Annotated in this window: 17 protein-coding genes and 1 pseudogene; 13 read left to right on the forward strand and 5 right to left on the reverse strand. The window is 67.0% G+C overall.

Annotation, left to right across the window (positions count from 1 at the left end; translation table 11 throughout):
* Nucleotides 1–150: 150 nt before the first annotated feature.
* Nucleotides 151–1,008 carry an MBL fold metallo-hydrolase gene (locus tag ACOGXA_RS03955; protein ID WP_419925982.1) on the reverse strand — a complete coding sequence of 286 codons (858 nt, stop codon included), beginning with the start codon at nt 1,006–1,008 and terminating at the stop codon, nt 151–153.
* A gap of 2 nt (nt 1,009–1,010) precedes the next feature.
* Nucleotides 1,011–1,913, reverse strand: a complete 903-nt coding sequence (locus ACOGXA_RS03960; RefSeq protein ID WP_419925983.1) for an LLM class F420-dependent oxidoreductase — start codon at nt 1,911–1,913, stop codon at nt 1,011–1,013.
* 112 nt (nt 1,914–2,025) lie between these two features.
* On the opposite strand from ACOGXA_RS03960, the gene ACOGXA_RS03965 reads away from it, so the two are divergent.
* The 3 genes and pseudogenes from ACOGXA_RS03965 to ACOGXA_RS03975 form a co-directional block, all read left to right on the forward strand.
* Nucleotides 2,026–3,069, forward strand: coding sequence for a hypothetical protein (locus tag ACOGXA_RS03965; RefSeq protein WP_419925984.1), 1,044 nt, complete (start codon nt 2,026–2,028; stop codon nt 3,067–3,069).
* A 21-nt stretch (nt 3,070–3,090) separates the two neighbouring features.
* Entirely contained in the window at nt 3,091–3,396 is a 306-nt protein-coding gene (locus ACOGXA_RS03970) for a hypothetical protein (protein ID WP_419925985.1), read from the forward strand.
* 12 nt (nt 3,397–3,408) lie between these two features.
* Nucleotides 3,409–3,639 (forward strand): annotated as a pseudogene (locus ACOGXA_RS03975) (UGSC family (seleno)protein); the annotation flags it as partial.
* Between the two features lie 24 nt (nt 3,640–3,663).
* Here ACOGXA_RS03975 and ACOGXA_RS03980 read toward each other — a convergent pair.
* Nucleotides 3,664–4,872, reverse strand: a complete 1,209-nt coding sequence (locus ACOGXA_RS03980; RefSeq protein WP_419925986.1) for a phytanoyl-CoA dioxygenase family protein — start codon at nt 4,870–4,872, stop codon at nt 3,664–3,666.
* Nucleotides 4,873–5,068: 196 nt separating this feature from the next.
* Here ACOGXA_RS03980 and ACOGXA_RS03985 point away from each other — a divergent pair, with 196 nt between their 5' ends.
* From ACOGXA_RS03985 to ACOGXA_RS04030, 10 genes are all read left to right on the forward strand, one after another.
* Nucleotides 5,069–5,908 (forward strand): SDR family NAD(P)-dependent oxidoreductase, encoded by an 840-nt coding sequence (locus tag ACOGXA_RS03985; RefSeq protein ID WP_419925987.1) that lies wholly within the window; start codon nt 5,069–5,071, stop codon nt 5,906–5,908.
* Complete coding sequence (locus tag ACOGXA_RS03990; RefSeq protein WP_419925988.1) at nt 5,905–6,642, forward strand: NUDIX hydrolase; 738 nt, start codon at nt 5,905–5,907, stop codon at nt 6,640–6,642. Before ACOGXA_RS03985 ends, ACOGXA_RS03990 begins: the two co-directional genes overlap by 4 nt.
* Nucleotides 6,639–8,018, forward strand: a complete 1,380-nt coding sequence (locus tag ACOGXA_RS03995) for a hypothetical protein (RefSeq protein WP_419925989.1) — start codon at nt 6,639–6,641, stop codon at nt 8,016–8,018. Before ACOGXA_RS03990 ends, ACOGXA_RS03995 begins: the two co-directional genes overlap by 4 nt.
* Before the next feature lie 51 nt (nt 8,019–8,069).
* On the forward strand, nt 8,070–10,442 hold the full coding sequence (locus tag ACOGXA_RS04000; protein ID WP_419925990.1) for an HAD-IC family P-type ATPase: 2,373 nt from the start codon (nt 8,070–8,072) through the stop codon (nt 10,440–10,442).
* Nucleotides 10,442–11,275 carry an enoyl-CoA hydratase-related protein gene (locus ACOGXA_RS04005; RefSeq protein ID WP_419925991.1) on the forward strand — a complete coding sequence of 278 codons (834 nt, stop codon included), beginning with the start codon at nt 10,442–10,444 and terminating at the stop codon, nt 11,273–11,275. Before ACOGXA_RS04000 ends, ACOGXA_RS04005 begins: the two co-directional genes overlap by 1 nt.
* A 28-nt stretch (nt 11,276–11,303) precedes the next feature.
* The gene (locus ACOGXA_RS04010; protein ID WP_419925992.1) at nt 11,304–12,275 is read left to right on the forward strand and encodes an LLM class flavin-dependent oxidoreductase; all 972 of its coding nucleotides are present in this window, start codon (nt 11,304–11,306) and stop codon (nt 12,273–12,275) included.
* Nucleotides 12,272–13,102, forward strand: coding sequence for an SDR family NAD(P)-dependent oxidoreductase (locus ACOGXA_RS04015; RefSeq protein WP_419925993.1), 831 nt, complete (start codon nt 12,272–12,274; stop codon nt 13,100–13,102). Before ACOGXA_RS04010 ends, ACOGXA_RS04015 begins: the two co-directional genes overlap by 4 nt.
* Nucleotides 13,103–13,398: 296 nt before the next feature.
* On the forward strand, nt 13,399–14,217 hold the full coding sequence (locus ACOGXA_RS04020; protein WP_419925994.1) for an RCC1 domain-containing protein: 819 nt from the start codon (nt 13,399–13,401) through the stop codon (nt 14,215–14,217).
* Nucleotides 14,218–14,251: 34 nt separating this feature from the next.
* Nucleotides 14,252–15,193, forward strand: a complete 942-nt coding sequence (locus ACOGXA_RS04025; RefSeq protein ID WP_419925995.1) for an NADP-dependent oxidoreductase — start codon at nt 14,252–14,254, stop codon at nt 15,191–15,193.
* Between the two features lie 556 nt (nt 15,194–15,749).
* The gene (locus ACOGXA_RS04030; RefSeq protein WP_419925996.1) at nt 15,750–15,986 is read left to right on the forward strand and encodes a hypothetical protein; all 237 of its coding nucleotides are present in this window, start codon (nt 15,750–15,752) and stop codon (nt 15,984–15,986) included.
* A 15-nt stretch (nt 15,987–16,001) separates the two neighbouring features.
* On the opposite strand, the gene ACOGXA_RS04035 is transcribed toward ACOGXA_RS04030, so the two are convergent.
* Nucleotides 16,002–16,472: a peroxiredoxin gene (locus ACOGXA_RS04035; RefSeq protein ID WP_419925997.1), complete on the reverse strand. Its 471-nt coding sequence runs from the start codon at nt 16,470–16,472 to the stop codon at nt 16,002–16,004.
* Nucleotides 16,473–16,661: 189 nt separating this feature from the next.
* Nucleotides 16,662–17,636 (reverse strand): NAD(P)-dependent oxidoreductase, encoded by a 975-nt coding sequence (locus ACOGXA_RS04040; RefSeq protein ID WP_419925998.1) that lies wholly within the window; start codon nt 17,634–17,636, stop codon nt 16,662–16,664.
* Nucleotides 17,637–17,649: the final 13 nt, after the last annotated feature.

The following is a 17,649-nucleotide window of genomic DNA, read 5'->3' on the forward strand; positions in this document are numbered from 1 at the left end:
CCGATCCTCGCCAATGGGCTCACTCGCAGGCATAACCAGCCTCCTCGGAATCATCTGTCTTTGGAGGGGGACCTCGTACACCGTCCCCGAGTGTTTGAGCGCCAACATATCGCGGGGCGCAATCCTCTGCAACCATCGGTTTCGCGGTGGCTACGTCTTCGCGGTGAACACCCAGCGGCCGTCGGCATTTGAGAGGTGGCCGCAGCTGGGGCCGGCGAAGTGGGTGCCGAAGATGAGGACGCCGGAGTCGGCGTAGCGCTGACGGAACTCCACTCGGGTGGCGGAGGCTTGGGGCGGGTTGTCGTCGGCGGTCATCACCCACTCGGGGGCGACGAATTGCACGGGGTGGTGGACGAGATCGCCAGTTATCACCGCCTCTTGGCCGGCAGAGGAGATGCGAACGCTGACATGGCCGGGGGTGTGACCGGGCGAGGGCTCGAGGCTGACCTCATCGGTAACCGCGTGGTCGCTGCCCACCAGATCGGCCAGCCCTGCTTCCAGCACGGGGCGCACCGCATCGCCGAAAGTAATCGCGGCGCCCTCGGCGCCGGAGTCCCAGTACTCGTACTCGGTGCGGTTGAACAGGTAGCGGGCATCGGCAAAGGTGGGCACCCACTGGCCGTCCACCATGATCGTGTTCCAGCCCACGTGGTCGAAGTGCAGGTGGGTGCATAGCACGATGTCGATATCGGCGGGCTCATAGCCGGCGGCGGCCAACTCGTCGAGGAAACCGTTGCTCAGATGGCTCATCTGGGGGACCATCTCGATGGGGCGGTTGCCGATGCAGGTGTCCACCATGATGGTCTGGCCCTGGGACTCCAGCACCAGGGCGTGGATGGACAGGGCCAGGTCGCCGGACTCGTCCAAGAAGTGGGGCGCCAGCCAGTCGGCGTTGGCCTCGAACACTCCCATGTCGGGCTCCACATACATGCCCTCTGCCGAAACCGGTTGCAGGGTTTCCCGCACCAGGATTACCTTCACGTCGCCGATCTGGGTGGTCAGTGCCATGGTTATCCTCCGATCTTGTCCAGGACTTCGCCCTGGTAGCGGCCGACAAAGCGCCGGATGTCGTCGATATCGGTGCTCCCCGACTCTGCGACCGACACGATCAGCCGGTCGAGGCCCGATGCGGCATATTTCTCGATGAGCCCCAGGTCGAATGATCCGCCCTGCTGGAAGCTGCCCGGCCACACGGTCATCTCGATTGCGCCGGGATCTCGGCCGTGCTCAACGGCGGTGGCCCGAATGGTGGCCACCCGGTCGGCATAGTCATCCGGTGAGATCACATAAGGATAGAAGCCGTCGCCGATGCGCCCGGCTCGCCGGGCCGCTCGGCCGGTGCTGCCCCCGATGACGATGGGCGGGCCTCCGGGCCGGGCCGGATTGGGCAGGCTCTCGCACTCGGTGAAACTCACTGCGTTGGATTCGTAGCTGCGGTAGCCGGGAGCCCATAGCTCTCGCAATGCGCCGATGCACTCGTCCAGACGATCGCCGCGTCCCTCATAGGGCACCCCGCAGGCGGCGTACTCCTCGACCTGCCAGCCGCTGCCCACTCCGAGGATCACCCGACCTCCGCTGAGGACGTCGAGGGTGGCCACCCGCTTGGCCATCACCGCCGGCGGGTGCAGGGGCAGCACCACCACGCCGGTACCCAACCGCACCCGCTCGGTCACCGAGGCCATGAACGCCAGCATCTCCAGCGGGTCGGGCATCACCACGCCGGGGGCGCCGGGCATGCGGCCCGACTCCGAGTACGAATAGCGGGGCTCGTAGTTGTTGGCCACCACCACGTGCTCCACCGTCCAGATCGACTCCACCCCCTCTTGGTCCATCGCTTGGGCGAACTGGGTGAGCCAGCGGGGGTCGGTGATGACCGACTCGTGCATGTGGGGCAGGACTCCAAGGCTGACCATGGGCAGAAGACTACGCACTGCCCGTCCGGCGCGGGCCACCGCACCCCAGAGGGGCCAACCAACACGAGCGGGAAACAAACGCTCGAGGGGGCTGACGGGTTAGCTTCGTGGAATGCCGGAGCATCTGGTGATCACCGCTGAGACCATCGAGGAGTGGGTGGAGCTGGCCCACGCCGATGGACTGACCGATGGGCTGCCGGTGTATCCCCCCACCCGAGCGGCGGTCGACGCCCTGGTGGCCGCCTCGGGCCGAGATCCTGGCCAGTTGCTCGGAGCCATTCCGCCCAGGGGCGGGGCGGCCACCGTTGAAGTGGTAGCGGCCAACGCGGTCATGGCCGGCTGCAAGCCCGAGCACTTCGAGGTGGTGCTGGCCGCCGTCGAGGCCATGCTGGAGGACCGCTTCAACCTGCGGGGGGTGGTCACCACCACCCATCCATGCTGGCCGTTGGTCATCGTGTCGGGGCCGGCGGTGGAGCGGCTCGAAATGGCCCATGCCGAGTCGGTGTTCAGCGGCGGCGGGGCCCACGCCAATGCGGCCATCGGCCGAGCCGTCAAGCTGCTGTTGTGGAACGTCGGCGGGGCCACCCCCGGCGAGCCGGTCAAAGAGGTGTTCGGCCACCCCGGCCGCTACGCCTTCTGCGTGGCTGAGTCGCCCAACAGCCCGTGGCCCGCCCTGCACCAGGCCCGCGGCGTCGAATCAGATAGCGGGATCACTGTGTTCGCCTGCGAGTCCCCCACCAGCGTGGCCATGTGGGGCGCCGACGACTCCCCCGTCAACCGCCTGGCTCAGTTGGCCGATGCCATGGCCATCAAGGGATGCAACAACAGCCACACCATGGGTGAGACCTTGGTGGTGCTCACTCCCAACGAGGCTCGCCACCTGGCCGAACAGGGCTACGACCGGGCCGCCGTGCAAGAAGAACTGTGGCAGCAGGCCCGGCGGCGCATCGGCGACCTGCTCTCCCCCGGCGTTGCTCCCTATGCCTGGTGGCCTGACTGGGTAGACGCCGACGACCCCGACACGCTGGTGCCGGTCACCGAGCGGCCCGAGGACATCCACATGATGGTCACCGGCGCCGAGTCGATCCCGTGGATGGCGGTGTGCGCCGGATGGGGGAATCTGGGCGGCTACGCAGTGAGCCGGGCGCTCGACTGAGAGAACTGGCAGGATTAGGGCGTGAAATTGATCGGCGAGCTGGTGGATCCCCGGGGCGAGGTGGTGGTAAACGATGGCGAACTGGCCCCCCGCCGAGGGCACATCCAGGGACCGCTGACCATCGGCTTTTTGGTCAACGAATTCAACCCCTCCTCGGGCCCCGACTTCACCCGCTACACCGAGGTGCTGGAGCGGGAGTTTCGCCACCGCCTGGACGTGACCGCGGTGGTCCGCCAGCACAAGCCGGTGCTCAGCCGTCCGGCCGGCGACGACATGCTGGCCTCGTTCCGGGCCTGCGCCGGGGTGGTCAACGGCCTGGCCAAATGAGGCTCATGCACGTCGGGCAGTGTGCTCGACGCCGTCAATCTGGAAAGGCTGGGCATCCCCACCGTCACCGTGGTCACCGAGCCGTTCACCGTGGCCGCAGACACCGTGGCCCGCTCCCTGGGCCTGCCCGACATCCCCCGAGTGGTGATCCCCCACGACTACCTCAGCGAGGACACCGACGCCATCGCCAAGAAACTCGAGCCCCTGCTGGAAGAGATCGTCGATCGACTGCTGATTCGCTGAACGGCCGGGCAGCCAGACTGCTGCTCAGATGCTTTGCTCTTGGAACTCCTCGGGGCTTTTGATGCGGCCGCCGTCTTTGAACAGGATGTCGTTGTAGCCCTGGCCGGGGGGAATGAACTCGGCCCAGATGGGCTTGTGGTAGCCAACGTAGATGGTGCGGCGGCCACCGGAGGCGGGGGCGTCAGTGGGGGGCGGGGCGCCGTGCATGGTGTGGCCGTAGTGGACGGTGACGTCGCCGGGCGAGGCGCTGATGGCCACCGTGGGCCAGTCGTCGCGCACCTGGCGAGCCCGGTTGGACGACTTGTTCGAGCCGGCCAGGTAGTGGAGCTGGCCGTTGGCCTCGGTACACTCGTCGAGCTGGATGCCGATGCTCACCGCAGGACAGGTGATGGAGTGCCCGCCGGTGCCGCAGTCCCGATGCCAGGGCAAATCGGCCAGGCCCTCCACGATGCTGGGCAGCTTGACGACCACCGACACGCCGTCGCCCCGCTCGGGATAGGCGGCGAAGTCGTCTCCGCCGAGCGCGCCGATGGCGTCCAAACGGCGGTCGCCTATTAGACTGAGCATCAGCTCGCTGCGGTCGTCCATGTGGGTCACCCGGCAGCACACTTCCTCGCTGTCGGCGTTGGTGGCCCACCAGGAGCGGTGATCTTCGGGGGTGGCCGCGCTTCGCTGGCGCTCCACCTCGGCCCGCAGGGCCTCGACCTCCTCGGCGCTGAACACACCGCGGATGTGGAGGAACCCGGCCTCATCGAGGAACCGGCCCATCTCCTCGTGGTCGTCGTCAAGGGTGAAGCTCCGTGAGAGGTCCACCGTGGGCGCCCATCCCTCATACAGGGGGCGACCGTGGTACATGGCCAACAGCACCGGCTCGAAGTCCTCGAACAGCCCGAAATCGCCCCTAACCATCTCGGCGGCCTCGGCATACAGCAAGCCGACCCAGGTCCACAGCTCGGCCACGTAGTTCGACCAGTCCTGCTCGCTGACCTCCACCACCAGTTCGGCGTCGTCGCCGGGGCGGAGCTCAACACCGTTTTCGCCGATCGCATAGGTAATCGACCGCCCGTCGGTCAGCCGCCAGGCGAAGCTCTCGACCAGAGCCCCGGCCCCTATGCCCGCGGCCAGCGCTCCATGGCCCGCGGCCAGCCGCCGGGGCAGATCTTCGGCATGGAAGTCGTCGAAGTCGAGGGTGTCGAACAGGGGAAGACGGGGAGCATGATCCACTACAGCCATGACGAGAATTTAGTCCAGTGTTCCTGGCAAACCCCGAAGCGCCCCTAGAACCCGATCCCGCTGGCCGCCCCGGTCACCACCGCAACCTTGCCTTTGAGCTCTTGCAGGGCTGCGACCCGTATGGCCAGGAACGTCTCTCCGCCGGTGATTTCTGCATGACAAGGCAGCTTGGGCGACAGGCCGTAGGGTGAGGGGGATGGCTGATCCTGTTGTCGATCTCACCGGGGCAATTGTGATCGTGGCCGGGGCCGGAGGAGGTGGCATCGGCACTTGTTCCTGCGAGGCCGCGCTGGCTGCTGGTGCCGAGGTGGTGGCTGTGGAGCGGTCTCCGGGGGAGTTGGACAAGCTCGACCTGCTCTCCCGCCCGGTGGTCAAAGTCCAAGCCGACCTCACCGACCCCGACGCCCCAGCAGCCGTTGTCCAGGCCGCACTCAATGCCCATGGCCGCATCGACGGGCTCATCAACGTGGCCGGCGGCACCGGCATCGACGACTTCGGCCCCCTGGTGGACATCGACCACCAAGGCTGGGACCGGGTCATGGCCAACAACCTCCGCTATGTGGCATTTCTCAACCGGGCGGTGGCCCGGGCCATGATCGGCGCCGGCACCGGAGGAGCCATGGTCAACGTCTCCTCGGTTAGCAGCCTGGCGTCCCAGCCCTTCCTCGCCGCCTACGGGGCGGCAAAGGCCGGACTCAACTCGCTCACCCGCACCATGGCAGTGGAGTGGGGTGGCCACAGCATCAGGGTCAATGCCATCGCCCCCGGCACCATCACCACCCCCCGGGCAGGCGACGAGGAGTCTCCCGAAGCGGCCAAGCGGGCCATCCCCCTCGGCCGCCGAGGCCATCCCGTCGAGATTGCCGGCGCCGCGGCGTTCCTGCTCAGCCCCCAAGCCAGCTACATCACCGGACAGGTGCTGGCCGTGGACGGAGGCATGTCGGTGAAGCTGGCCATGCTGGGCGACGACAACGCCCCGGTGTTTGTCACCGACCCCGAGGTCAAAGCGCGGATGATGGGAAGCGACTCCCCATGAGCGAATCCCCCAGCGGTGCCCGGCGCGTGCGTTTCACAGAATGGGCCGGTAAGTCCGAAGACGCCCCCGAGCTGGTGGCGGCCGCCACTGTGGTTTTGCTGCGCGACACCCCCGGGGGACTGGAGACCCTGATGGTGCGGCGAAGCTCCAAGCTCAGCTTTGTGGGAGGGATGTGGGTATTCCCCGGCGGGCGGGTGGATGACGGCGACTACCCTGCCGGCCGGCCTGACGACGTTCTGGCCGCCAGCCGGGCTGCGGCGGTGCGAGAAGCCGCCGAGGAGGCCAATCTGGTCATCGCGGTCGAAGACTTGGTGCCCTACTCCCATTGGGTGCCCCCCACCACCATCGAAAAGCGGTTCGCCACCTGGTTCTTCCTCGCCCCCGCTCCTGCCGGCGCGGTCACCGTGGACGGCGGCGAGATCAAAGAGCACGCCTGGTGGCGCCCGGGCGACACCCTGGCCCGCCACAAGGCGGGCGAAATCGATATGGTCCCGCCCACGTTCATCACCCTGATGGAACTGGCCGAACACCCCACCGCCGACCACGCCTTGGCCGCGGCACGCGCCCGAGCCGACGACATCCCCCAATACGCCACCCACATCGCCCTCGACGGCAAGGTCCCAGTGTCGCTATGGCACGGCGACGCCGGCTACGAATCCCATGACGCCGGCGCTCCTGGTCCCCGGCATCGCCTAACCCTGCTCGAGGGCGGCTGGCGGTTCGAGCGGACATGAGACGCGGCGCTGCCCGCGAGCCCGCGGTGTTGCCCCGTTCGACGGCTGTGCTCATCGCCGTCCTCGCCGCAGTGCTCATCGGGGCCTGCGGCACCGGTTCGAGCGGCTCCGCTGCGGTGACCACTCCATCTGCCCCTCCGTCCTCCCCTGCTCCCATGCCGACCACCACGCTGACCGCCGACCTGGGGTCGCCGGTCTACGCCGACCCCGTGTACCAGCCCGATGGCAATCGGCTGGCTGACGGATCGGGGCTGGGCACCGGTTTCATACAGCAGGTGACCACCAAAGACATAAATCTCGACGGCATCCCCGCTTGGGTCACCGGTGCCAGCACTCCCGACGGCGACGTCTGGGTGGTGGCCTTGGACGACGGAACGGTCGTCGGATTCCAGGTTCCTGCGGCAGACCAGCCGGTTGAAATCGACTTCACCGGCGACCGGCTGGTACCCGACCAGCCGCCGGTGCTGGCGGTCCGGGGCAATTCGGTGCGCCTGGCCACCACGCCGGCCAATGCGTCGCCCAACAGCGTTCCGGTGTATCTGGCCGGTGGTAGAGCCGCCTATGTGGACAACCTGCAACGGCTCACCGTGCTGGAGGCCGACGGCACGCTTTGGCGGCCCGATCTCGAAGTCCTGCCCGACTCCCGTGTCGTCCAAGTGGGCCCCGAGCAGGTCCTGGTGCTGGCCGAGCCGACCGATCGCTTTCCCCACTCCTCTTTGGGCGACAATCTCGAGGCCACCACCGCAGTGGTGGTGACTGTGGGGGTGAATGAGGTCGAGACGGTGTTCCGATCGGAGGGTGACGTCATTGAATCCATCGCACCCCTTTTGGCCGATGTGGACGGCGACGGGATCGACGAGGTGGTCCTCACCGTGAGCAACGACGAAGAAATCTGGTTCGTGGTGGCATCGGGCACCGGTGGCGGCGTGGTGGCGGCCAGCGAACCGGTGGACCGGCTCTTGGGCTGGCGGCAACTGGTGGCGGTGGGCCCGTTTGGGCCAGGCGGAGAAACCGAGATCGCCGAGGTCCTCTATCCCGACGCCACCGGTTCGGTCCGGTTCCTGGCCTTGGACGGGAGCGAATTGAGGGTGGTATCCACCCGCACTGGCTACCGGTCCCACCAATTCGGGTCCCGCAACCTCGAGCAGACTCTGGCGGCCGATGTCGACCGGGACGGCCATATCGAGGTGATCGTCCCCACCCTCGATCGCCAGAACGTAGCCGGGGTTCGCCACGGTCCCGACGGAGTGGTGGACATGTGGAGCCGCCCCTTGGGGGGAACGCTGGCCACCAACATCGCGGTTTTGACCCGCCCCGACGGCACGCTGTCGATCGCCGCCGCCACCCTCGAGGGCTCCCTGAGGATTTGGCAGTGAGCGACCTTGAGTCCACCCGCTTCGATTCTCAGCCGATAACTTCAAAGCCCAATGGCTCCTGACGCCGCTCCGAACCCGCCAACCGCGGTGAGCCCAGCACTGGGCCTAGCCAGCGAGCAGGTGGCCCAGCGGGTGGCCGCGGGTCGCACCAACCGGGTGCCGGATGCGCCGGTGCGCACGCTGGGTGAGATCCTTCGGGCCAACGTCTTCTCCCCGGTGAACGGGATCATGCTGGCCCTGTTCGCCGCCATATTGGTCGCCGGATTCCCCAGAGACGGGCTGTTCGTAGGGGTGGTGGTGTCCAACGCCATCATCGGGGTGGCCCAGGAGATCCGGGCCAAACGGGAGTTGGACAAGTTGGCGGTGCTCAGCGCCCCCCAGGCCCGGGTGGTTCGCGACGGGGAGATTCTCGAGGTAGGTGTCAGCGAAGTGGTGGCCGACGAGGTGCTGGATCTGGCCCCCGGCGATCAGGTGGTGGTGGATGGAACGGTCTTGACATCTTCCGGGCTGGAAGCCGACGAGTCCCTGCTCACCGGCGAGGCCGACCCCATCGAGAAGACCCCCGGCGACGAGCTGCTGTCGGGCAGCTTCGTGGCCGCGGGCAGCGGGAGGTACCAGGCCACCCGCATCGGTGCCGAGTCCTACGCTAGTTCTCTGTCTGAGGAGGCCAAGCGCTTCACTTTGGTCAACAGCGAGCTGCGCCGAGGCATCGACACTGTGCTGCGCTGGCTCATCATCATCATCCCGCCGGCCTCGGCGCTTCTCATCTTGGTGCTGCTGGACACCGAGGACCGTTGGCACAACGCCCTCCAAGGCACGGTGGCTGCTGCGGTGGCCATGGTGCCCGACGGACTGGTACTGCTCACCAGCCTCTCTTTCGTGGCCGGGGTGATCGCGTTGGCCCGCCGTAGGGCGCTGGCCAAAGAACTGGCCACCGTGGAGCTGCTGGCCCGCACCGATGTGCTTTGCCTGGACAAAACCGGAACCATCACCACCGGCCACATCAGCTTCGGCGAGGTGGAGATCCTGCCCGGCGCAGATCCTGCCCTGGTTGCCGCTGCTCTCGGGGCCTTGGCCCATGGCGATGAGGCCCCCAATGCCACCATGCTGGCCGTGCGCGATGCCTACCCCGCCCCGGAGGGCCACGACTCCGGGGATTGGACCCCAGTGGGCGCCACTCCATTCTCCAGCGCCCGCAAGTGGTCGGCCATGGAGTTCCGCAGCCATGGCGCCTTCTATTTCGGCGCCCCCGACGTGATTGCCGGCGACCTCCCCGCGGTGATGGACCGGGTGGCAGGGCATGCCGAGGCGGGGCGGCGCACCCTGCTCTTGGCCCGCAGCCCCGAATCCCTGGCCGACGAGACCCTGCCCGAGAGCCGGTCCCCGCTGGGCCTGATACTGCTGGAGGACACGATCCGCCCCGACGCTCCTGAGATCTTGGCTTTCTTCCAGGAGCAGGGGGTGAGTCTAAAGGTGATATCGGGGGATCACACCGCCACGGTGGCCGCGGTGGCACAGCGGGCAGGCATACCCAACGCCCACAACCACATGGATGCCCGGGAGCTGCCCGACGACACCGACGAGATGGCTTCGGTGCTGGCTGAGAACGCGGTGTTCGGCCGGGTCACCCCCCAGCAGAAGCGGGCCATGGTTGGGGCCCTCCAGTCGAGAGGACACACCGTGGCCATGACCGGCGACGGCGTGAACGACGTGCTGGCTCTGAAGAACGCCGATATGGGCATCGCCATGGGCAGCGGGTCGGCCTCCACCCGGGCGGTGGCCCAGTTGGTGTTGCTCGACAACTCGTTCGCCACCCTGCCCGAGGTGCTGGCCCAGGGCCGCAAGGTGATCAACAACGTGGAGCGAGTGGCCAATCTGTTCGTGACCAAGGCGGCCTACGCCGTGCTGCTCACCGTGCTGGTGGGCATTTTCACGGTGGAATATCCGTTTCTGCCCCGCCACCTCACCCTGGTGGGCACGTTCTCCATCGGCGTGCCCGGCCTGTTTCTGGCCCTGGCCCCCAGCACCGAGCTGATCCGCCCCGGCTTTCTCAACCGGGTGCTGCGGTTCTCCATCCCCGCCGGAGCGCTGGCCGCAGTGGCGTCGTTCTTCGTCTACGAGATCGCCCGTCGCCACGAAGAAGTGACTCTGCCCGAGGCCCGCACGGTGGCCACGTTCACCTTGCTGGGAGTGGGGCTGGTGATCTTGGTGGTAATCAGCCGTCCGCTGCGCCCGTGGAAGATCGGCCTGGCCGCGGCCATGGCCGGGTCGTACATGGTGGTCATGGTGTGGCCGTGGGCCCGGAAGTTCTTCGAGCTGGACGTGCCGCCGGCCTGGATGTGGATTCCCACCATCGCCGCAGTGGTGATTGCTGGCGCCGGCGTGGTTACCATCCCCCGAGCCTTGAGGAGATACCAGCACTAGTGGCTTACGACTACCAAGACATCGCCTACTCGGTCGACGACCGAGTGGCGGTAATCACCCTGAACCGCCCGGAGAAGCTCAACGCCTTCAGCAGCCTCATGGGCACCGAGCTGTCCGGCGCCCTGCGCCGCTGTGATGCTGATGAGGAAGTGCGGGCGGCGATCATCACCGGGGCGGGGCGGGCCTTCTGTGCCGGTGCCGACTTCTCCGGCGGTCCGGGAGTGTTCGGCACCCCCGACAAGGACAGGTTCCGCTCCGACGCCCTCGAGTTCCATCCCTGGGATGTGCGCAAGCCGGTCATCGCGGCCGTCAACGGCCATGCGGTGGGCCTGGGCATGACCATGGCCCTCCAGTGCGACATCCGCTACATCGCGTCCGACGCCCGATGGGGCATCGTGCAGAACCGACGGGGAGTGCTGCCCGACTTCCGCGCCCATTGGACTCTGCCCCGCACGGTGGGTCACGCCAAGGCTTTGGAAATCCTGCTCACCGGCAAGATGTACACCGGAGAAGAAGCCGCCCAAATGGGTTTGGCCACCGCCGCCTTGCCCGCTGACCAGGTTCTGCCCACCGCCATGGAGACCGCCAAAGACATCGCCGTCAACGTGGCCCCGGTTTCGGTCGCCCTCAGCAAACGTCTGCTGTGGACCACTTCGCCCGGCGACCAGGGAGTTGTCAACGATCTGGAGCGCCGCACCCATCTCCACGTCATGGGCCGGCCCGACGCCACCGAGGGTGTCATGGCCTTCCTGGAGAAACGCCCGCCGGAGTGGTCGCTCACCCTGGCCGAACACTGGCCCGACTGGATGCCCCCCGCCACTCAAGACGAATAGAGCCACCCAGGATCAGTAGGGTCACAGGATGCGCATAGGCATCTACCTGGACCTGCGGAATCCGCCCGAATGGCAAAAGCCCTGGCCCGACTTCTACCGGCAGGCGCTGGAGCTGGCCGTCCAAGCCGAGGAGTGGGGGGCCGACTCGGTGTGGCTCAGCGAGCACCACTTCTTCGAGGACGGCTATTTGCCCCAGCCCCTCACCTTCGCTGCTGCCGTAGCGGCCAGAACCCAGCGCATCAGGATCGGAACCGCCGTTCTGCTGGCCCCGCTGCGCCTCGCCCCCCAGATTGCCGAGGAGGCCGCGGTGGCCGACCAGATCAGCAACGGCCGGATCGACCTGGGCTTGGGCGCGGGCTACGTATCCGATGAGTTCGCCGCTTACGGGGCCGACCTGTCAAAGCGTTACACCATCACCGACCAGCGGGTTCGGGAGTTGCGGGAGCTGCTCGACGGCGGCGTCGTCACCCCGCCGGCGGTGCAGAACCCCTTCCCCATCTGGCTGGGCTACAACGGCCCCCAGGGCGCCCGGCGGGCCGGGCGGCTGGGCTGCGGCCTGCTGTCGGTCAACCCGGCCTCGCTGGCCCCCTATACCGAGGGCTTGGCCGAGGCAGGCCACCACTCGGGCACGGCCAAGATGGCCGGGGTGGTGAGCATGGTGGTGGCCGACGACCCCGACGAGGCCCACGAGCGCATCCTGCCCCACCTGGCGTGGCAGCTCAACACCTACCGGGCCGCGGGGGCGTCGGGCACCGGCAAGACCCCCAGCCCGCTCACAGTGGAGAAGCTGCGGGAGCGCCGCAGCACCATGGGGGTGATCTCCCCGCTGGAAGTGCTCACCCCCGACGACGCCATCGACCATCTGCGGCGCTTGTCGAAGGACATTCCCATGGTGGAGGCCTACTGCTGGGCCAGCATCGCCGGCATGCCCGACGACTTGGCCCACCGCCACGCGGAGTTGCTGTGTACCGCGGTGAGAGAGGGAGTGGCCGACCTATGAGCATCCAGTCTGAGAGCCGTCCATTGACCGGAATGGCCGCCCTGATCACCGGCGGCGCCGGCGGCATCGGCCGTTCCACCGCCCGGTTGCTTGTGGGCGACGGTGCCCATGTGGTGATCGCCAGCCGCAGTTCGGGCCATCTCCGAGAGACGGCCGAGGAGCTGTCCCCGCTGGCTGTCGAGGCGGGCGGCTCCATCCGCTGGACCACCTGCGACGCCACCGACAGCGAACAGGTGCTGGCCGCGGTGGCGCTGGCCGCCGAGCCTACCGGACGGCTCGACATGGCGGTGTCGGTGCCTGGCGGGGGCGCAATGGCCGCGGTGCTCGACTACGAACCAGAGCAGGTCGCCGAAATCGTCAGCTTCAACGTGGTGGCGCCCTTCATCATGATCAAACACGCCGGACAGCACATGGCCGGCGCCGGAGGCGGTTCCATCGTGGCAGTGTCGTCTACCGCGGCCATCCAATCATGCCGCTTCCTGGCCGCCTATTGCGCGGGCAAGGCCGGGGTAGACGCCCTGGTCCGAGTGGCCGCCGATGAGTTGGGTGCTCTCGGGGTCCGGGTCAACGCAGTTAGGCCGGGGCTTACCGCCACCGACACCACCCAAGGACTGGTGAACAACGACTCTGTGGTGGCCCAGTATCTCGACCAGCAGCCCCTCCAGCGCATCGGCCGCCCTAACGACATCGCCGAAGCCATCCGCTTTCTGGCCGGCCCAGAGTCGAGCTTCACCACCGGCCAGTTCATCACCGTGGACGGCGGCCACACCCTGCGCTCGTTCGTGGACTTCTCCGATGTGGTGGCCTCTCGCGCCACAGCGCAGTAACCCCCAAACCAAAGTTCAGCCGGCTCACGGTCGGGCACTTCACTCCACCTAGCGATCTTGAACGGCTGCATGGCGCGTCACCTCCGCTGGTTGCAGGCTACTCACGTCGGCGGCCATCGCTTTCCGCTCCGGTGGCTCTTTACGGCCTGACTTGCATCCCGACGGAGTTCAAGTGCTGCTCTGCGCCGGGCACGCGGCCTTCGGCTCCAGTGGCTCTTTACGGCCTGGCGGTGTGTTGGGGCACACTGGTCTGGATGGATCGGCTTTTCCGGCAATCGGCATCCGCTGCACGCCTCGTGCCAGCGGTGGTCCTGCTGGCGGTCTTGGCCGCGGCTTGTGGCGTCGAGGAATCCGACTCTCCTGGTGGCAACTTCATCTCTGTCTCCGCCGGCGGCGATCACTCGTGCGGGGTAGGCGAAAACGGTGCCCCCCTCTGCTGGGGAGCCGGTTGGGACAACCCGGGGTGGGCGGTGTACCTCGAGGGCCGTTTCACTGCCGTCTCCGCAGGATCAGGCTATTCGTGCGGCTTGCGGGAAGACGGCTCTGTCGAGTGCTGGGGCGATGAATATCGAGCAGGGGTGGACCCCCCTGGGGGAATCTTCACCGCCATCTCCGGGGGCGCCAAGAACACCTGCGGCCTTGATGAGAGCGGCAGTCTTCAGTGCTGGAGCAACCGCGAGGGCGGCCCTGATCTCCCAGACACGCCTGAGGGCCGTTTCACCGCCATCTCAGTCGGATGGGGCGACGTGTCCTGCGGGCTGCGCGACGACGGCACCGCCCAATGCTGGGGCGCTGCCAGTTGGGCGACTCCCCCTGGCGGCCGTTTCACGGCCATAACGGTTGGTGTCTCCCATGCGTGCGGGCTGCGCGACGACGGCACCGCCCAATGCTGGGGCGACAACACTGGCGGGCGCGCCGACCCGCCGCTCAGCCTGTACACCGCCATCTCGGCCGGAGAGGCCCACACGTGCGGCATCCGCGACGACCAGACCGTTCGATGTTGGGGCACCGGCGGGGCAGCTGATCCGCCGGGGCGCCGGTTCGTCTCCCTTTCCTCCGGCCCCCACCATGTCTGCGGGTTACGCGACAACGACAGAGTGCAGTGCTGGGACTGAGCTTCCCAGGTTTTCGCCACTAGGCTCTCGGCCCATGCGAGCAGTTGGAGTCATCGAATACGGCGGGCCCGATGCCCTTGAGGTTGTGGAGCTCCCCACTCCAGAGGCTGGTACCGGCAAGGTGAGAATTCGGGTGCGGGCCACCGCGGTCAGCCCCACCGATACTCATGTGCGCTCGGGCACCCGAGCCGCAGACCAGGCCAAAACCGGCCCGCCGCCGTATGTCCCAGGCATGGACGTTGCCGGGGTGCTCGACCAAATCGGCGAAGGCACCGAGACCGACCTGCAAGTGGGCGATCAGGTCATGGCCATCGTTCTACCCATGGGGTCCCACGGGGCCTACTCGGAACTTGTGGTGCTGCCGGCCGAATCGGTGGCCCGGATGCCGGACGGATCGTCGTTTGCCGAGGCCAGCACCCTGCCCATGAACGGCCTCACCGCCCGGCTGAGCCTCGACCAACTCGCCCTTTTGCCCGGCCAGACCCTGGCGGTCACCGGCGCGGCGGGGTGCTATGGCGGCTACATGGTGGAGTTGGCCAAGGCCGACGGCCTGCGGGTGATCGCCGATGCCTCCGAGGCCGACGAGGAGCTGGTGGTGGGATTCGGGGCCGATGTGACCGTGCGGCGGGGCGACGACGTGGCCGACCGCATCCGAGAGCACGCCCCCGACGGCGTGGACGGCTTGGCCGACGGCTCGGTGCAGATGGAGCCCTTGGTGGCCGCAGTGCGCGACGGCGGAGGCTTCGCCTCGGTGCGGGGATGGCCGGGCAACGGCGAGCGGGGCATCCAGTTCCACGTCACCTGGGTATTCGACTACTTCAAAGAACAGGCAAAGCTCGACCGCTTGCGACAACAGGCCGAAGACGGCCAGGTATCCCTGAGGGTGGCCGGCACCGTCCCCATGGAAAACGCCTCCGAAGCCCACGCCCGACTGGAAGCCGGCGGCACCCGGGGCCGTTGGATTATCGAGTTCTGAGTTTGCACCGACGGCTCTACCTATGTCTCGCTCACCAGACCGCGCAATGGGTCGAACTCAGAACTTTCGGCCATAATTTCGCCATGATGAACGAACCGGTGGCAGACGACGGACCCAGGGCCGATGGGCAACCGGTTTTTGGCAGACTGCCAGCTCTGAGGAGCCTCGTTCTCGGCAACCAGCACATCAGCAGTAGATGATCTCGTCATCCAGATTCATGCGCTTAGGATCAGGCCGCCCCGAACCCCCTATGGTGCCATCGGGCAGCAGGTATTGGTGAACAAGGGCCGGCTCTTGACCCTCGGGGCTTAGATACCAGACCATTTGGCTACGCGCTCCGTCAGGCAACCCCACTTCTGGCTGGACCAACCGGTCAGACCTCAACACTTGGACCAACTCACCTCGCACAGCTCGTTCAAACAATTCCGAACTGTTGAATCGCCTTCTAATTTCGTCGGGCTCGACGCGACGTCGGACAGGTGCGTCTGGTTGCTTTGCACCCAATTTCGTCCATGTACCCGTGGTCTTGGACACACTGTCGCGTAGGATTCTTCACATGGAAGGAATCGATACCGAGATTCTAGATCAACTCAAACAGATTGAAAACGGCAGAATGACGGTCTTCGAGTTCGAAGACTGGCATGTCGGACGCACCTGGGGCATGACGTCGAGGTTGATTGCTGAAATCGATCACACCCTGGCCGAGAAGTCCCTGCTCACCGAAGAGCAATTGATCAACGACCTGCTCTCGCACGCACAGGAGGCGGTGCTCAAGCTGGCTCCTACCGGGTAGGGCCGGGGGTACTTGCTAGCTCAGCGCCTTGATGTCGGCGATGACCGCGGCGGCGTGCTGGGCCAGATCTTGACTCTCTAGGTCGTAGGCCTTGGCCACGGTGCCGTCGGGTGAGATCAGGTAGCTGATCCGGCGGGGCAGGCCGTGCTCAAAGTAGGGCTCGCCCTCGGCCCGCTCGGCGTCATAGGCCCGCCCGACAGTGCGGTCGGGGTCGGAGATCAGCTTGAACGGGAAACCTTCCCCGTCGACAAAGGCCTTCTGCTCCGCCACGGTGTCGAACGACGCCCCCACCACCACGGCGCCGAGGGCCTCAAACTCGGAGATTCGATCACGGAATCCCTGTCCTTGGATGGTTCAACCCTTGGTGGACGCTTTCGGGTACCACCAGAACGCCACCCAATTGCCCCGCAAGTCGGCCAGCGACAGATCGTCGCCGTTCTCGTCTAGCGCGGTGAACTCCGGGGCTTTCGTGCCTTCGCTCAACATGGGTGGTGACCCTAGTGCCGGCAGTCAAAGACAGAGCAGTTGGAAGCGCCTGTGGCCTTCTGCGACTGCCCCTTCGACCGCTGCGGCCAAATCATGTCCAGCCTCTCCCTGCTCGACGAACTGGGCATCACCGTCATGACCCTCTAACCCACCGCCCCCTACCCCGGTGGCTACCGGTCGATCTAGGGGTTAAACCCCTGGTCGTCGGACTTCGTGGCCGGGGGCCGGGGGCTCGGAGTCGGTGAGCTCGGCGGGGAAGCCGGAGGCTCGCAGGTCCTCGCCGCAGGCGTCCTCCAAGCGCTTCACGATCATTGACGACCATGCCCGGGGTCCGTAGCGATCCAGGCCGTCGCGCATGATCGACACCGCCAGCGGCGACAGCTCCAGGGGCACGCCCAGCTTGGTGCCGAGATTGTCGAACAGGGTGAGGTCCTTCACCTCGAGGTCCATGGTGAAGTTGATGTTGTAGCTGCCGTTCAAGATCACCTGGCTCTCGGTTTCGTGTACGAAGGAGTTGCCCGACGACACCCGGATGGCCTCATAGGCCACGCCCAGGTCGGCGCCCGCCTTCTTGGCCACCATCAGGGCCTCGCCGATGGCCAGCAGATGCACTCCGGCCAGATAGTTGGTGACCACCTTGAGCACCGACGCGCTCCCCAATGGCCCGGTATGCACGATCTCGCGGCCCATGGCGGCCAGCAGCGGCAACGCCCGCTCGAAAGCCGCCCTCTCGCCACCCGCCAAGATGGCGATGTTGCCGGTGGCGGCCCGGTGGCAGCCGCCCGACACCGGCGTGTCCAGCGGGAGGCCGCCGACAGCCTCCACCAGCGCACCGATGCGGCGGGCTTCGGCGTTGTCGGTGGTGCTCATCTCCAGCCAGATCGTTCCCGGGCGGAGTCCGGCGATCACCCCGTCGGGCGCCTCCATCACCTCCGCTGACGCTGCGGGCGACGGCAAGCAGGTCACGACCACATCGCATCGCTGGGCCAGCTCTTTTCCGGTATTGGCCCAATGCGCCCCCTCGGCGAGCAGGGGCTCGGCCGCAGCCCGGTCAAGGTCGCGCACGGTTAGCTCGAACCCCTGCCGCAGCAGACTGGCCGCCAGCTTCCCCCCGACGTTGCCCAGCCCGATGAACCCGACCCGGCCTGTGGCTGAGGTCTCCATCAATCAGGAACGG

Source organism: Candidatus Poriferisocius sp. (assembly GCF_965208475.1).
Classification (GTDB): Bacteria; Actinomycetota; Acidimicrobiia; order Acidimicrobiales; family Bin134; genus Poriferisocius.

Bases quoted from the DNA above. Each gene is read 5' to 3' on its own strand.
- ACOGXA_RS03955 (WP_419925982.1), bottom strand. From the start codon at position 1,008: ATGGCACTGACCACCCAGATCGGCGACGTGAAGGTAATCCTGGTGCGG.
- ACOGXA_RS04025 (WP_419925995.1), top strand. From the start codon at position 14,252: ATGCGAGCAGTTGGAGTCATCGAATACGGCGGGCCCGATGCCCTTGAG.
- ACOGXA_RS03995 (WP_419925989.1), top strand. From the start codon at position 6,639: ATGAGACGCGGCGCTGCCCGCGAGCCCGCGGTGTTGCCCCGTTCGACG.
- ACOGXA_RS03985 (WP_419925987.1), top strand. From the start codon at position 5,069: ATGGCTGATCCTGTTGTCGATCTCACCGGGGCAATTGTGATCGTGGCC.
- ACOGXA_RS04010 (WP_419925992.1), top strand. From the start codon at position 11,304: ATGCGCATAGGCATCTACCTGGACCTGCGGAATCCGCCCGAATGGCAA.
- ACOGXA_RS04015 (WP_419925993.1), top strand. From the start codon at position 12,272: ATGAGCATCCAGTCTGAGAGCCGTCCATTGACCGGAATGGCCGCCCTG.
- ACOGXA_RS03990 (WP_419925988.1), top strand. From the start codon at position 5,905: ATGAGCGAATCCCCCAGCGGTGCCCGGCGCGTGCGTTTCACAGAATGG.
- ACOGXA_RS03965 (WP_419925984.1), top strand. From the start codon at position 2,026: ATGCCGGAGCATCTGGTGATCACCGCTGAGACCATCGAGGAGTGGGTG.
- ACOGXA_RS04030 (WP_419925996.1), top strand. From the start codon at position 15,750: ATGGAAGGAATCGATACCGAGATTCTAGATCAACTCAAACAGATTGAA.
- ACOGXA_RS04040 (WP_419925998.1), bottom strand. From the start codon at position 17,636: ATGGAGACCTCAGCCACAGGCCGGGTCGGGTTCATCGGGCTGGGCAAC.
- ACOGXA_RS03980 (WP_419925986.1), bottom strand. From the start codon at position 4,872: ATGGCTGTAGTGGATCATGCTCCCCGTCTTCCCCTGTTCGACACCCTC.
- ACOGXA_RS03960 (WP_419925983.1), bottom strand. From the start codon at position 1,913: ATGGTCAGCCTTGGAGTCCTGCCCCACATGCACGAGTCGGTCATCACC.
- ACOGXA_RS04000 (WP_419925990.1), top strand. From the start codon at position 8,070: ATGGCTCCTGACGCCGCTCCGAACCCGCCAACCGCGGTGAGCCCAGCA.